The 15,398-nt window shown below is 34.8% G+C and carries 17 protein-coding genes; 10 read left to right on the top strand and 7 right to left on the bottom strand.

What is annotated here, in order from left to right; genetic code table 11:
• Positions 1–40 precede the first annotated feature (40 nt).
• Positions 41–583 carry a DUF3267 domain-containing protein gene (locus tag CAO17_RS10955; RefSeq protein ID WP_085992796.1) on the bottom strand — a complete coding sequence of 181 codons (543 nt, stop codon included), beginning with the start codon at positions 581–583 and terminating at the stop codon, positions 41–43.
• A gap of 353 nt (positions 584–936) precedes the next feature.
• On the opposite strand from CAO17_RS10955, the gene CAO17_RS10950 reads away from it, so the two are divergent.
• Positions 937–1,290: a DUF1878 family protein gene (locus tag CAO17_RS10950; RefSeq protein ID WP_085992795.1), complete on the top strand. Its 354-nt coding sequence runs from the start codon at positions 937–939 to the stop codon at positions 1,288–1,290.
• A gap of 2 nt (positions 1,291–1,292) precedes the next feature.
• On the opposite strand, the gene CAO17_RS10945 is transcribed toward CAO17_RS10950, so the two are convergent.
• Entirely contained in the window at positions 1,293–1,781 is a 489-nt protein-coding gene (locus CAO17_RS10945; protein ID WP_085992794.1) for a GbsR/MarR family transcriptional regulator, read from the bottom strand.
• Between the two features lie 326 nt (positions 1,782–2,107).
• On the opposite strand from CAO17_RS10945, the gene CAO17_RS10940 reads away from it, so the two are divergent.
• The 3 genes from CAO17_RS10940 (at position 2,108) to CAO17_RS10930 (ending at position 5,146) form a co-directional block, all read left to right on the top strand.
• Positions 2,108–3,307 (top strand): quaternary amine ABC transporter ATP-binding protein, encoded by a 1,200-nt coding sequence (locus CAO17_RS10940; RefSeq protein ID WP_085992793.1) that lies wholly within the window; start codon positions 2,108–2,110, stop codon positions 3,305–3,307.
• A complete protein-coding gene (locus CAO17_RS10935) occupies positions 3,300–4,160 on the top strand; it encodes an ABC transporter permease (RefSeq protein ID WP_085992792.1) in 861 nt (286 codons plus the stop codon). The genes CAO17_RS10940 and CAO17_RS10935 overlap by 8 nt, the downstream gene beginning before the upstream one ends.
• A 74-nt stretch (positions 4,161–4,234) precedes the next feature.
• Positions 4,235–5,146: a glycine betaine ABC transporter substrate-binding protein gene (locus CAO17_RS10930; protein ID WP_085992791.1), complete on the top strand. Its 912-nt coding sequence runs from the start codon at positions 4,235–4,237 to the stop codon at positions 5,144–5,146.
• A gap of 186 nt (positions 5,147–5,332) precedes the next feature.
• On the opposite strand, the gene CAO17_RS10925 is transcribed toward CAO17_RS10930, so the two are convergent.
• The 3 genes from CAO17_RS10925 to CAO17_RS10915 form a co-directional block, all read right to left on the bottom strand.
• The gene (locus tag CAO17_RS10925) at positions 5,333–5,707 is read right to left on the bottom strand and encodes a YtxH domain-containing protein (protein ID WP_085992790.1); all 375 of its coding nucleotides are present in this window, start codon (positions 5,705–5,707) and stop codon (positions 5,333–5,335) included.
• A gap of 171 nt (positions 5,708–5,878) precedes the next feature.
• Positions 5,879–6,400, bottom strand: a complete 522-nt coding sequence (locus tag CAO17_RS10920; protein ID WP_085992789.1) for a tryptophan transporter — start codon at positions 6,398–6,400, stop codon at positions 5,879–5,881.
• Between the two features lie 184 nt (positions 6,401–6,584).
• A complete protein-coding gene (locus CAO17_RS10915) occupies positions 6,585–7,013 on the bottom strand; it encodes an HIT family protein (RefSeq protein ID WP_085992788.1) in 429 nt (142 codons plus the stop codon).
• 1,058 nt (positions 7,014–8,071) lie between these two features.
• Between CAO17_RS10915 and CAO17_RS10910 the strand changes: the two genes are divergently transcribed.
• On the top strand, positions 8,072–8,815 hold the full coding sequence (locus CAO17_RS10910) for an ABC transporter ATP-binding protein (protein ID WP_085992787.1): 744 nt from the start codon (positions 8,072–8,074) through the stop codon (positions 8,813–8,815).
• Positions 8,808–10,022 carry an ABC transporter permease gene (locus tag CAO17_RS10905; protein ID WP_085992786.1) on the top strand — a complete coding sequence of 405 codons (1,215 nt, stop codon included), beginning with the start codon at positions 8,808–8,810 and terminating at the stop codon, positions 10,020–10,022. The genes CAO17_RS10910 and CAO17_RS10905 overlap by 8 nt, the downstream gene beginning before the upstream one ends.
• Before the next feature lie 78 nt (positions 10,023–10,100).
• On the opposite strand, the gene CAO17_RS10900 is transcribed toward CAO17_RS10905, so the two are convergent.
• On the bottom strand, positions 10,101–11,312 hold the full coding sequence (locus CAO17_RS10900) for a M20 family metallopeptidase (protein ID WP_085992785.1): 1,212 nt from the start codon (positions 11,310–11,312) through the stop codon (positions 10,101–10,103).
• 240 nt (positions 11,313–11,552) lie between these two features.
• On the opposite strand from CAO17_RS10900, the gene CAO17_RS10895 reads away from it, so the two are divergent.
• The 3 genes from CAO17_RS10895 to CAO17_RS10885 all read left to right on the top strand — a co-directional run bounded on the left by CAO17_RS10895 (position 11,553) and on the right by CAO17_RS10885 (position 13,228).
• Positions 11,553–12,191, top strand: coding sequence for a phosphatase PAP2 family protein (locus CAO17_RS10895; protein WP_245831823.1), 639 nt, complete (start codon positions 11,553–11,555; stop codon positions 12,189–12,191).
• Between the two features lie 109 nt (positions 12,192–12,300).
• Positions 12,301–12,756: a disulfide oxidoreductase gene (locus CAO17_RS10890; RefSeq protein WP_085992783.1), complete on the top strand. Its 456-nt coding sequence runs from the start codon at positions 12,301–12,303 to the stop codon at positions 12,754–12,756.
• A complete protein-coding gene (locus tag CAO17_RS10885) occupies positions 12,749–13,228 on the top strand; it encodes a thioredoxin family protein (RefSeq protein ID WP_085992782.1) in 480 nt (159 codons plus the stop codon). The genes CAO17_RS10890 and CAO17_RS10885 overlap by 8 nt, the downstream gene beginning before the upstream one ends.
• Positions 13,229–13,258: 30 nt before the next feature.
• On the opposite strand, the gene CAO17_RS10880 is transcribed toward CAO17_RS10885, so the two are convergent.
• Positions 13,259–13,765 (bottom strand): antibiotic biosynthesis monooxygenase family protein, encoded by a 507-nt coding sequence (locus tag CAO17_RS10880; RefSeq protein ID WP_085992781.1) that lies wholly within the window; start codon positions 13,763–13,765, stop codon positions 13,259–13,261.
• Positions 13,766–14,349: 584 nt separating this feature from the next.
• Between CAO17_RS10880 and hemE the strand changes: the two genes are divergently transcribed.
• Positions 14,350–15,384 (top strand): uroporphyrinogen decarboxylase, encoded by a 1,035-nt coding sequence (gene hemE / locus CAO17_RS10875; protein ID WP_085992780.1) that lies wholly within the window; start codon positions 14,350–14,352, stop codon positions 15,382–15,384.
• The last annotated feature ends 14 nt before the right edge of the window (positions 15,385–15,398 follow it).

Raw genomic sequence — 15,398 nt, 5'->3', positions numbered from 1 at the left:
GTCAAAATAAAAAAACGAATCTGGGATCTGTCCAGATTCGTTAGTTTGCTTTTAGTAGAATATCTAATCCATCATTAGCATTTTGGATAAATGCCTTTTTAGGTGCACGTTTAATTTGAACTAGATACCAAAAATCAATATACGATACACCGACATGAATACAAGTAAATAGTAATGAATACAGATAATATTCCGCATATAAATAAGTAGTTATCATCCCAGGCATTGTTATGAATACCGTTGGTGATAAAAGAACAATAATGAGAATATTTTTATTCATATGCGATTTTGTATAATAAGTGAAAATAGGTACATATTTCATTTTTAGTTTATAGTTTATTTTAACTCTTTTTTTCATCATGATTAATGGTAAAATATGGATAAAGGAATGTATCGTCGGTAAAAAGCAAAGGGAAATTACAAATGGTATAAACCCTGCTTCATGGGAACGATTGGGACCATGATATATGGAAAAAGGAACGTAAAATATAATGAAAGTTAGTATGCTTAGAAAAAAAGATGTGAGAATAATACGATTCAATCCAATTTCTTTTCTTAGTTTTATTGTTTTCCAGCAGTTCATGCTTATTCACTCCCATGCTTTTATAGTTTACACGTCTCCATAACACTTCAGAAATAATAGTACGTTTTGGATAAAAAATCAATAGGTTTTTCATTTATTTATTGTGAAATATGATTTACATTTTATTTATATCAAAGGTTAAGGGGCAGTAATACCCTCACATCAAAAATGGAGGAAAAACCAACCCTTTTTGGTGGGGATGAGTAGGGAATATGTAATTATGTACGGTAGGGAAATATGGACATGCAGGAATTTTATATATTCATGAAGAAGATTTAATTAAAGAGGTTTTTGAATACATACTTTTAGCATAAATATCAGGACATTAAAGAGAATAATGGGGGTCTTTAGCGTTGAAGAATATAAGGATGGATCATTCTTCTTCATTTCATATCCGATTAATTTCTAAAATTATAGACATCGATCAGTATCCATTTATTAAGATGATCATTGAAAAAAATATGACAGAAGAAGAATACGAAGAATTAATGGAATTTCTTAGTGACCTTAATTTAACATATAAGCAACAAAAAGAAGAAGGCCTTATTGATTTTACTTCATTACTTATTCAATTTGCAGGAATGCTTAATGAAAAGTTAGACCCCGATGAGACAATCTTGGCATTAAAAAAAGAAGGATATTATCCTTCTTTAATGTCTGAGTTTACCAGAATCATTAATGATTGGTCCAAATATCGGAGAAAGTAACCCTATTCCTTATTAATGCGCTGAAATAATGCCTCCAATTCCTTATGGAAATCAATGATCTCCCTCAACCTTTCTGCCGTATGTAGCAGTTCGGTTGATGGATAATGCTGTATTGGTCCCTCATCTAACTGATGTTGAATGTCCTCAAGTGACCTTTTTTGATAAATCATAGCGTCCTTCCACTTTTTCAGATAAAAATCCATGAAGCTTTTATATAGAGGTGAGTTCGCTTTATATAAGTCCTTTCGTACACCTTTTTTCCAGACGCGTGTAACTAAATTTAAATCTAGTAGACTACGAATATTTGTACTCATAGATGTTTTACTTTTTCCTAAAGCTTCCCCCATGTCATCTAGTGTAAGTGCATTCCCGGAAAGATATAAATAAGAAAATAAACGTGATTCCATCGGATTTAATCCGAACATTTCCACTGTCTTCGTGAATTCAATCATGATATTTTGCATGATTTTTTCATTTTCTGTTATACTCATAAATTCAACCATTCCCCTCTCTATTAACCCTACAACAATTAGCAGATATTGAAAAATGTATCATTGCATAGTATTTTTAAGTATTTTTAAGGAATTTAAAGGAAAAATGTCGTATTTTACGTACAGTTTAAACTGTACGTAAAATATATACTTAAATAACGGTATTTAATGTTTGTGTAAAATGAACAATTAGGTATATAGTATTAAAGTAGCGAATTACTGTTTCGAAATTGTTTTTGGTGATCATCTTTAACTTTGGTAAAACATGTAAGTCATATTTTATTTGTGAAAGTTCAATCTAAATTGTAAGGAAAGAGGTGAAAGATGTGCCAATTATTGAAGTAGAAAAACTAACTAAGGTATTTGGTAAAAATGTAAAGCAAGCTTTAAAACGTTTAGATGAAGGAAAGTCTAAAGAAGAAATATTAAAGGAAACTGGTAGTACGGTAGGGGTAAATCAAGCCTCATTCTCCGTGGAACCCGGTGAAATTTTCGTTATAATGGGTTTATCAGGAAGTGGTAAATCTACATTAGTTCGGTTAATTAATAGGTTAATCGAGCCAACTTCAGGCACAATCTTAATAGACGGAGAAGATTTATCTAAAATGGATAAATCTGCTTTGAGAAATGTTCGACGAGAAAAATTAAGTATGGTGTTTCAGAAATTTGGTTTGTTTCCACATCGAACAATTCTAGAAAATGCAGAATACGGTCTAGAAGTACAAAATGTTCCAAAAGAGGAACGTCAAAAAAAGGCTAAAGAAGCTCTTGAATTAGTAGGACTAGGTGGTTATATCCATCAATTACCAGGACAGCTATCAGGTGGGATGCAGCAACGAGTGGGACTTGCGCGAGCACTTGCTAATGATCCAAAGGTTTTACTAATGGATGAAGCCTTTTCTGCCCTTGACCCATTAATTCGAAAAGAAATGCAGGATGAATTAATGGATTTACAAACATCTATGCAAAAAACAATTTTATTTATTACCCACGATTTAGATGAAGCATTACGTTTAGGGGATCGAATTGCCTTAATGAAAGATGGATCCATTGTTCAAATTGGTACACCGGAGGAAATATTGGTCAACCCAGCAAATGATTATGTTGAGAAATTTGTGGAGGATGTTGATGTCTCCAAAGTATTAACAGCTCAGCATATTATGAAACGTCCAGAAACAATTAATATTGAAAAACATGGACCACGTGTAGCATTAGAGCGCATGCGTGAAGAAGGACTTTCTAGTATTTTCGTTATCGATAGCAAAAGAAACCTAAAAGGATATATCACCGCTGAAGATGCTTCAGAGGCACATAAAAAGGAAATTAAAAATCTAGATGATATTATTCAGAAAGACATGCCAATTGTCGAGAAAGATACGGCATTGAATGATATTTTCACCATTATTTATGACTCATCAGTACCAGTAACGGTTGTAGAAGATGGAAAATTAGTAGGTATCATTGTTCGTGGCTCCGTAATTGCAGCACTTGCTGGTGAGAGTGAGGTGAACATAGAAAATGCTTAATACCGTATTAGACTTTGTTCCTGAGATCCCGATAGCTGAAGGGACAGAGTGGTTTACAGATAAAATAACAGATATTTTTTCATTCCTATTTGATCCGATAAATACCCATTTTGGCAATTTTATGGAATTTGTTGCGGAAGAGGTATTGATAAATATACCTCCAGTTATATTTATCATTGCTGTCGCGCTAATTGCCTTCTTTGTTTCAGGCAAAAGATTTGGACTTCCTGCATTTTCTATTGTCGGCCTTTGGTTAATTTATAATCAAGGACATTGGGAAGACTTAATGAACACTGTTACGTTAGTGTTACTTGCAAGTATATTATGTGTAATTATTGGTGTACCGATTGGTATATTAATGTCGAAAAGTAAAATTGCAAATGCAATCATTACTCCGATATTGGACTTTATGCAGACGATGCCAGCATTCGTTTATTTAATCCCGGCAGTTGCGTTTTTCGGTATTGGTATGGTACCAGGTGTGTTTGCTTCGTTAATCTTTGCAACACCACCTACAGTCCGCTTTACAAACCTAGGTATACGACAAGTATCCGAAGAATTAGTTGAAGCGGCAGATGCTTTCGGTAGTACCGGAACTCAAAAATTATTTAAAGTTGAATTACCGATGGCCAAATCAACCATTATGGCAGGTATAAACCAGACGGTCATGTTAGCACTATCGATGGTTGTTATAGCATCCATGATTGGGGCACCTGGTCTAGGTAGGGAAGTACTATCCTCATTACAACGTGCACAGGTTGGTACAGGTTTTGTAGCAGGACTTGGTATTGTTATATTAGCAATTATAATTGACCGTATTACACAAAATATGAATAAGAAGAAGGAAGACTAAATGTGATGGTATCTTTTCTTTAGGAAAAGTTCTCATATAAAAAGAAATATTTTAAGAAGGGGAGTTATTTAGTTATGGCTAAATTAGGTTGGAAACGTCTTGGTATTGCTGCCGGACTTTCATTATCATTATTTGCAGCAGGCTGTGGAGCTGCCGAAGAAGAAACGGATACAGGTTCTGAGGAAGGTACAGAGGAATCAGCATCCATTGACGGTCAAGAACTTGAACTAACTTATGTAGAATGGGATACAGAAATCGCATCGACTAATGTTATTGGAAAAGTACTGGAAGACTTAGGTTATGATGTTGAATTAACTCCACTTGATAATGCGGTTATGTGGGAAGCAGTAGCTAGTGGGGAAGTAGATGGTATGGTAGCTGCATGGATGCCAGGAACACACGCTGCTCAATACGAGGAATATGGTGATCAAATGGTTGATCTTGGACCGAACCTAGAAGGTGCTAAAATTGGAATGGTTGTTCCATCATACATGGATGTAGATTCCATTGCTGATTTGACGGACGAAGCAGATCAAACGATCACAGGTATTGAGCCTGGTGCAGGTGTTGTTGCTGCTACTGAACGAGCTTTAGAAGAATATGAAAACTTAGCTGATTGGGAATTAAAAACTTCTTCAAGTGGTGCGATGGCAACAGCCTTAGGTCAAGCTTATGAGAATGAAGAGGAAATTGTTGTAACTGGTTGGTCTCCTCACTGGAAATTTGGTAAGTATGACCTTAAATATTTAGAAGATCCTAAAGGAACGTATGGTGAAGCAGAAGTGATTAAAACAATGGTTCGTGAAGGATTAGAAGAAGATGCTCCAGAAGCATACCAAGTATTGGATAATTTCTATTGGGAAACAGCTGATATGGAAGAAGTAATGGTAGCTATCCAAGACGGTGCGGATCCAGCTGATGCAGCTGCTGACTGGGTGGAAGCAAATCCAGATAAAGTTGCTGAATGGACAGAAGGTATCAAATAATAAAATAGAACTTTAATAAAAGCTGATATGTTTTATATCAGCTTTTTTTGTCTTGGGAAACTGCAAAAGTTAAAACATTAGGTAGGTGTTGCTGTCGCATTTGAAATTATTACAAATGGAGAGAGCATCGAAAAAAATAATAGTTATGAATACAAAAAGCTTTCTCGTTATGAGAAAGCTTTTGTCTTAAGTTGTTTCTTGATTTTGTTTTTTAACTTTTTCTTCTAAATCTTTTAAACTGCTTTCAATTTGCTCGAGATAGGTGTGGATGTTTTCTTGATGAGGTTCAACGGTTTGTTTCCAATCCTCAACAGACTGTTTAATATCTTGTGTCAAATCTTTAATAAGGACTGCACTTTCCTTAGAGGTTTCAGTAAGTTGATTTTTAAGACGTAATCCATCTTCTTTTAAATGATAAAACAGTTCTCGTAAATCAACACTTTGATCTTTTACTCGATTGCGTAACTCTCTCCCTGATGATGGTGTAGTTAATAATGCAACAGAAGCACTGACAGCTCCACCAACAATAAGCCCAAATACAAGTGATTTTGCTCTAGACATGTATATTCGCTCCTTTCCTAACTATTTTATTATACCATTTCCTTCCACCTTACTACTAGCAATCGTGTGTAAATAAGTATAGGAGTATACACGTTAAAAACTATTGATATGTCTAGCGTAAAAAACCTCTGACAGGTTATGCCAGAGGATCTTTTTTCTATAAATTGAATCCTATATAGCTGTAGCAAATTTTGTTCGTTTCATAATGGATTGAACGATTGGAAAAACAACTACCATAATGACTGTATTAACTAGTGCTGCTGGTAAGATGGCCGTTGTAAACAACACGATAAATCCACCTTCGCCTAATCCAGCGATTAATGCTACAACCGTTGCAAAAATAGATCCGCTAATTAGTGTCCCTATAAAAGTTAGTGCTGGTGCATTAATCGTATTCTTCACTTTATTTTGTAAGAGTAAGAACAATGCTAGAATAACAAATGCAGTAATGGATTTGTCAATCAAGTTAGCAATTTGTCCTCCAGGTGCTTGAGTAGTTAGTGCTGATATTATTCCGGATACTAGTGCAAGTAGTAAAACATATTTTGCTTTTGGAAATAAGAAAATACCTAGAAACATCATGGATAATAGCATATCTGGTTTTACTCCAAATACAAAACCTGGTACAACCGCATGCAATACGGTACCGATTCCTACAAATAAGGACAACGTAATTAAAATACGAATATTCATTTTTAACTCTCCTCGTCTCTGCTTTTCTTTTCTATTTATTCCCAACTGTACACTATTTGTCAGCTGCGGAATGTACTGATATTATAACAGAATTTTCATTGAATAAAAAGTCCTAATTTTAAATTTCAGTCTCTTCTGATTTCTGATATGCTGAATAGATTGGAGACTCCCCCGTTATGACACATTATTTAATGTTTTGATTAATCTCGGCAGCAATCTCTTGTAGTTTATCAGGTGTATAATCATCTGTATGAGTCGTCCAATTTGGCGAATATCCATCACCTTCACCGTAACGTGGAATTAAGTGAATATGTAAGTGGAATACGGATTGTTCAGCGTCTGCCCCGTTATTATTCAATAAGTTCATACCGAGGGGGTTATAGGCCTCTTTAATGGCGTTAGCAACTTTAGGAATTCGTTCAAATAGCTCCTTTGAAACTTCTGCTGGTGTTTCAAAGATGTTTTTAGTATGCGTTTTTGGAATAACTAGTGTATGTCCCTTTGTAACCTGGGAAATATCCAAAAATGCATACACGTAATCATCTTCGTAAACTTTTGCTGAAGGAAGGTCACCATTGATAATTTTACAAAAAATGCAATCTTCATGACCCATAAATTAACACACTCCTTTGTCTGATTAACATTATTCTATATAGGTTAAGGGCCGAAAGTAAAGTAATTAGTTTAATATTTGTTGTAACAGAAGAATAGACCCTATCCGCCTTCCGAGCGAATGGGTCTATTCTGTATGAAGAAACGAGGTCGGTAAAACTAATGATCGGGGACCTGTAAACTTACGTTAAATCGAATTTAACTTTTGTTTACAAAAACCTTTTTGTCAGCATCTCAGGGGTGAGATGGGTTCTGGCAAAAGGGTTTTCAGTCATTAGAACGCCAACACGAACACCTCATTTGTGTGGTATTGGTTCACAAAACATAAGATTAGTTATCGTTCACTAACACCTCATTTGTGTTTAATTAATAACACGAAATTACATTAGTAACTCGATCACTAACACCTCATTTGTGATTCACACGTTAGAGTGTTTGTTGCACCCCGTTTCTTCACTACGTATTATGGACCGGATATTACGTTCATATACAATAATTTTTAAGTAAAAGGAAGGATGATGTAGAAAAAAGAATAAACCCTATTCGCCTCCCAAGCGAAAGGGTCTATTCCATATGAAGAAACGAGGTGGTAAGACTAATGAGTGGGGACCGTAAACTACGTTAAATTGAATTTAACTTCTGTTTACAAAAACCTTTTTGTCAGCATCTCAGGGATGAGATGGGTTCTGGCAAAAGGGTTTTCAGTCATTAGAACGCCAACACGAACACCTCATTTGTGTGGTATTGGTTCACAAAACGTTAGATTAGTTATCGTTCACTAACACCTCATTTGTGTTTAATTAATAACACGAAATTACATTAGTAACTCGATCACTAACACCTCATTTGTGATTCACACGCTAGAGTGTTTGTTGCACCCCGTTTCTTCACTACCTATTATGAACTGTATTTTAGGTTCTTATACCATATTTTACGGAATTGGTGCCTACATACTGTTACGCAAATGATTTACTAGTTGTCGATATTTGACTGACAGTTTATTTTGGAAATGATAGGTAAAAATGATAAAATCAAAGGTAGTGTAGAGGAGGAATAGACTTGGATTCATTGCTACATATAGATAATCTTTATGGAGGATATACTCATAAAAATGTGTTACATGGTATTTCTTTTGACGTTCGGCCCAAAGAAATTGTTGGGTTAATAGGTTTAAACGGGGCGGGGAAGAGTACAACCATCAAGCATGTTATAGGTTTGATGCAACCAAAAAAAGGTACGATTAAAGTGAATGGAAAAACATTTAAAGAAAATCCGACAACCTATCGCAATCAAATGGCCTATATCCCTGAAATGCCGATACTCTATGATGAACTCACACTTTATGAGCATTTACGATTGACTGCAATGGCTTATGGAATAGATGAAAACGTTTTTGAAAAAAGACTTCCACCACTATTAAAAGAGTTTCGTTTAGAGAAAAAATTAAATTGGTTTCCTGTCCATTTTTCTAAAGGAATGCGTCAAAAAGTAATGATCATGTGTGCATTTTTAATTGAACCACCTTTATATATTGTGGACGAGCCTTTTGTTGGACTAGATCCTTTAGGTATTCAATCATATTTGCAGTTAATGAATGAAATGAAAAATAATGGTTCTGGCGTTTTAATGTCCACCCACATTTTAGCAACAGCTGAGCGCTACTGTGATCGTTTTGTGATTTTACATGAAGGAACAATACGAGTAATGGGGACATTGGACGAATTACGCGAGTCCTTTAATATGTCTAATGCTACATTAGATGATTTATATGTACAGCTAACAAAGGAAGATAGCCATGTTTGATTCTCATTCCTTTTATAAGCAACGCTTATCTGCCCATATGAAAGAATTAGGGAGGTATTTGCGTTATATCTTAAATGGACACATGCTTATTGTGATTTTCTTTTTAATATCCACATTGGCAGTGTATTACCAGCAATGGTTAAAACAATTGCCTGATCACTTCCCGACTGCTATTATTATTGGTCTTTTGTTCGGTTTAGTAGCTAGTTACAGTCCTGTAAGAACTCTATTAAAGGAACCAGACCTCGTTTTTATCATCGTAGCAGAAGATCGTATGGGTGCTTATTTCCGTCATTCCATTACTTATAGTTTTGTTATACAGCTATATTTAATTTTTTTACTTGCAGCAGCATTAGGTCCATTATATTTTTCTATGTATGAGGAAAGGTCTGGAAGTACATATTTACTGACACTTCTCTTATTACTCATTCTAAAATTAGGGAATCTTATTGCAAATTGGTGGATGCTTAAGGTTAGAGATAAAAAAAGTCGAAAAATGGATATTCTTGCTCGTTCTTTATTAAACATTGCCTTTTTTTATTTCTTAGTAAGAGGAGATGTGCTGTTTGCTGGAATTATCGCGTTATTATTTGTGTTCATTTTCTTTTACGATTATTCCGTTTCCAAAAAATATGTGGGAGTTAATTGGGATCTTCTTATTGAAAAGGATCAACATCGATTACAAGCTTTTTATCGTTTTGCTAACATGTTTGCAGACGTACCCCACTTAAAAGCTCGTGTAAAAAAACGGCAATGGCTAGTCAATTTGGTTACTAGAGGAATTCCTCATCAGAAAAAGTACAGTTACGATTATTTATATCGTATTACCTTTGTTCGTAGCGGGGAATACATTGGTATGTATTTTCGATTAATAGTCATGGGTGGGCTTTTTATCTATTTGGTTCCAAACATGTGGATAAAGGTAGTATTTAGCATCTTGTTTATCTATTTAAGTGTGTTTCAAATGATGGCATTATACCATCATCATCGTACCAATATGTGGTTGGACCTCTATCCGATTGAACAAAGAGATAGAAAACAATCCATGATAAAAATCCTATATCAGTTAAGCTTTTTTCAAACCGCAATTTTTGCATTACTATTTGTGCTTACTCAAGAATACTTAGGATTTATACTTGCATTAGTAGGAGGAATCTTATTTAGTGTAGTCTTTATCCATGGTTATGTTAAAGCAAAACTTGCCTAAAAAAAGAGGGGAGACTTCCCCTTCTTTTTAGGCTACTTTTCGTTTTTTGTTTATAATACGTAGTGTATTTCCATAGCATTATTTACGCATCATCTCATTTTCTTGAGAGCAGCTTTCCCTTGTATTTTGATATACAAAGTACGCACCAATAAGTGTTTTAGCTGCAATAGGCATTGCTCGCTCATCAAAATCAAATTTAGGATGGTGATGTGGGTATGGATTCGCCTGTTTTTGTGCCCCGGTAAAGAAAAATGCGCCTGGTTTTTTCATTGTGTAATATGCAAAATCTTCACCGGCCATAAATGGTTTGACATTCTTATCCACCGTATGTATTTCCTCAATGGATTGACTTGCTTCAACAACCAGTTTAGCCTCTTTTTCGTGATTAACTAATGGAGGATAACCTTTAAAATAATCAAATTCATAGGCGGCATCACTAGCTATACAAACCCCATTAGTAATTCTTTCTATTTCCCTTATAATTTTCTCTTGTATACCTAAATTAAAATGTCTAACTGTTCCTACGATTTTCGCAGAATCTGCTATCACATTAAAGGCATCACCTGCGTGAAACGAGCCAACTGTGATTACTCCTGATTCCAATGGATCGATTCTTCTACTTATTATTTGTTGGAAATCCGTGACTAACTGGGAAGCAATAACAATCGCATCTTTTGTTTCATGTGGGTATGCACCATGACCACCCTTTCCTTTAATAATGATTTCAAATCGATCTGCACCGGCCATAATAACGTCATTTGATATTTGTAATTTTCCTAAAGGGGTAGTTGACCAAAGATGTGTACCAAATACTGCGTCCACGTGATTAATCGCACCTGATTCTATAATTGGTTTCGCTCCACCTGGCGCATATTCCTCTGCATGCTGATGCAGGAATTCAATGGTTCCAGGGAGCTCATCTTGATACTTTTTCATTACTTTAGCAAGTATTAATAGAGTTGCTGTATGACCATCGTGACCACATGCATGCATGACACCATCCACTTTTGATTTATATTCAACATCCTTCTCATCTTGAATTGGTAATCCATCAAAATCAGCTCTAAGGGCAATCGTTTTACCAGGTTTACCCCCTTTTAGTGTCGCGATAACTCCATTTCCACCGACATTGGTTCGATAGGGAATACCTAATTCTTTATAGAAGTTAGCAATATATTTCGCTGTATTTGTTTCTTGGAAGGACAGTTCTGGATACTGATGAAGGTATCTCCGAATTTCTACCATTTCTGGAAATAATTCTTCAATTTCTTTATGTACTTGTTTAAGCAAGCTAAATCCCCACCTTTAAGACATTTTTCATAATTATATCATTTATCGAATAACTTTACGGAGATATACTACGATAATCGTATTTTTTCATAGCTCTTTATGTATCGTTTGTTACTTTTTTCACGGCAGAAGTTCCAATAATAATGAAAAAATACTTCGTTTTGAGAGTGAATGATAATGATATGGAGTAAATTTTGGTATACTACATCTAAGGAATTTAGGACAAGGGAGACTTTCATTTTGCGAAATGTACTATGGTCTTTTTTTGTAGTGGTATTATTTACTATAGGTATTTGGATAATACAAATTATCAATGGATATGTTCCATTTATTGATCAATGGACAAGAAATTTAGCAGAAAGTTTAGGTCATACAAATTTCTATACGATCTTTTTGATGATTACGAATCTTGGTTCTAGACACTTTCTTGTTCCCATCGTCATTGTGATGGCTATTACTCTAGGGGTTCTTTATAAAAATCTTCTTTTACCAGTATTATTTTCAGGAGGAACCTTATTAACTTATGAATTAAATAAATGGATAAAAGATTTGATTCAACGTGAAAGACCAACTATTCTAGAACAAGCAAATGCCATAGGGAATAGCTTTCCATCAGGACATGCAATGATATCAATGGTTTGCTATGGATTATTTGCCTACTTTTTAGCGAGAAAAATAAAGTCAAGAGGAATCTCTTTGGCCATACAATTTATTTTTTCTTTCATTGTTTTTTTAATTGGTATAAGTAGGTATATTATTAATGTTCATTATTTGACCGATGTTTTTGCAGGATTCACCCTTGGATTTATATGTTTAATTGGCTTGATCTATCTTTATGAAAAACTTACCCAATGGAGCGTTGATAAAAATAATTCGTAAATTTGTCATCGTTATTTTTAGTAATCTTATTGTAAATTGTAAATTTTGTCGTGTATAATACACGTTATAACATGGAGGTAAAGAATTCCAATAGAGAGGAAATAACGTAGTGGTGAAATTAACCAAACGGGCTGAAAACCTATTACTGCTAATATGGATTCAGGCATTTGTTGCAATGACAGGTAGTTTGTTCTATTCTGAAATTATGGGGTATCTTCCTTGTGAGCTATGTTGGTATCAGCGTATCCTTATGTATCCGCTTGTAGTTATTTATGGTATAGCAGCCATAAAGAAAGAAATAAATATGGCACTTCCTGGGATTATATTGAGCGGAATCGGTATGTTAGTTTCGGCCTACCATTATCTAATTCAGAAAGTCCCTGCACTTCAGGAGATAGGAGGTTCCTGTACAGGTGGAGTACCGTGTAACGTTGTTTATGTAAATTATTTTGGTTTTATTACCATACCATTTTTGGCATTAATGGCATTTATAATAATATTTGTATTGCATCTAGCTCTATTAAAGGAACTAGCTAAGGAAAAAGGAGGAGTCAATAATGGGTAAGAAAATGCTCGCAATTGTTGGAGTTATTGCTGTATTAGTGATTGCGCTATTTTTTGTTGTACAATATCAAAATAATCAGGCATTAAAAGGTGCGGATAATCCATATGGAACAACTGATTTGGAACAGGCTACCATTGATCAATTGGATGATCCGAATTATAAAAATCAAATCTTGCCAGATGAACTAAGCGAACGATTAGAAAATGGGGAAGATGTTACCGTGTATTTCTATAGTCCAACATGTGTCTATTGTCAAAACACGACACCATATCTCGTACCATTGGCGGAAGAGAATGGGATAGATATGAAGAAATACAATCTATTAGAATTTGGCGAAGAAGGTATACCTTATCAAATACAATCAACACCTACTTTGGTTCACTTTGAAAATGGGGAAGAAGTCGGTCGGATTGTTGGACAAAGATCAGAAGAAGAGTTTCAAGCATTCTTTGATGAATATGTTTTAAATTAAGAAAGTCAAGTTAACTGGAAACTATTCTAGTTAACTTGACTTTTCTGCTTCATCCTTATGCATATGATATGAGGTGGTAAAAGGAATATCTCCATGGTATGCAGATTTCTTGCTTGCAAGAATTTGCAAGGTTTTATCATAGTTGTCAGACCTTTTCCATATTTCATAAGCGGAAACAGTATTCCAATGAATCAGTACAACATATTTATTTCCTTTTGTAGGACGAAGAAAGCGAAATGCATTCGAACCTGGTAATACCTGTTGGAGATTACTTTTTATTCGATCCTCATAGGCTGCTTGATTTTCTTCTGTAATAGGAATGGTGCTCATAATAACATAGCCCTCTTGGATTAGGTCTCCTGCCTCTTTAAGAACTTCATATGATCTTCCGGAACTAAAAATACTTTTTTTATTCCTGTCTTCGTAATAGGCTAGCGCACCACCACTACCTGTCATGAAGTAGAATGTCATCTGAGGATGAGATTCTGTTAGCTTTTTCAGGAAGTCTAGTGTTCCATTTGTCATATGGGCATGCATCAAATCAACCTCCCTAAACCTTTCCTGTTATTATAATACCCTAAAATCTAAAAAGAAATGAGTAGTAATGAAAAAAACATGAATTTGCATACTTAAATTATACCAAATTATAATAATTATTATATAAAATTTATTTTCCTTTTCTGTTGTCAAAAAATGTCGTATAATAATCACTGTAATCTAGTTTATTGGTAAATAAAAAAGAGTAGAACTGCAGAGAAAGTGGGTCTTTACTATATAAAATATAAAGTACAGAATTCGATAAATTAAATTAGTAATTCAAACGGTTGCGGGAATGGTTCATTTCAATTATGATGTGGCGGGTATCGTATCGTTGGATTCATTGGTGTCAGCCAGTGTTAGGATAGTCATTATTTCCCTGGCAATATGGAGAGTGTTGAGGGAATTTTTGTCATGATAGAGCAGAAAACTAGAAAAATAGTCGATTGCTTGTATGATGTTTACCGGTATCGCTTTTATATCATGAAATTAGTCAATTTCATGACAAAAATTGATTATTACTACACTTTTTAATTTGTTAACCTTATAGTAGTGATAGTATTACTAACCAAAGGATGGAAAATATGTCTAAAAAACTGAATGAAACAATTATTAGAGCCTACAATGGTGAAGAAACAGATTATATTCCGGCGTGGTTTATGCGCCAAGCTGGAAGGTCCCAGCCGGAATACCGTAAACTTAAAGAAAAATATTCTTTATTTGAAATTACACATCAGCCGGAACTTTGTGCCTATGTTACAAGGCTGCCGGTTGAAAATTATGGTACAGATGCGGCTATTTTATATAAGGATATTATGAGTCCACTACCTGCACTTGGAATTGATGTGGAAATTAAATCTGGTATTGGTCCAGTCATTCATAATCCAATTAGAAACTTTCAAGATGTGGAAAACTTAGGAGAAATCAACCCTAAAGCAGATGTTCCTTACGTGTTGGATACGATTCGTCTTTTAACGGAAGAACAACTTGAAGTTCCGTTAATTGGTTTTAGTGGTGCGCCATTCACACTTGCTAGCTACATGATTGAGGGTGGGCCATCTAAAAATTACGGTAAAACCAAAGCATTAATGTATCGTGAACCTGAAACTTGGTTTCTTTTAATGGATAAGTTAGCAGATATGATTATTACCTATGTAGAGGCTCAGGTTGAGGCAGGCGCTAGAGCTATTCAAATATTTGATTCATGGGTAGGCGCTCTGGATGCTCCGGATTATCGTGTATTTATTAAGCCTGTCATGACAAGAATATTTTCTGAACTCCGTCATTTACAGGTTCCATTAATTATTTTCGGTGTCGGTGCAAGACATCTACTGCTTGAATGGAATGATTTACCAGTTGATGTTATTGGTCTTGACTGGAGAACCTCTATTAAGGAAGCACATGAAATGGGTGTAACAAAGGTAGTACAAGGAAATCTTGATCCATCTATTTTATTAACGAACTGGGAAACAATAGAAAATCGTGTCAAAGCCATTTTAGATGAGGGCATGGAACGAGGGAAATATGTCTTCAATCTTGGTCATGGAGTTACACCGGAAGTGCAACCAGCAACATTAAAAGAATTAACTAATTTTATTCATGAATATACAAACAGATAGATATTTTACAAAGA

The sequence above is a fragment of the Oceanobacillus senegalensis genome (genome assembly GCF_900176885.1).
Taxonomy (GTDB): Bacteria; Bacillota; Bacilli; order Bacillales; family Amphibacillaceae; genus Oceanobacillus; species Oceanobacillus senegalensis.
This window is presented reverse-complemented; position numbering and strand designations above follow the sequence as displayed.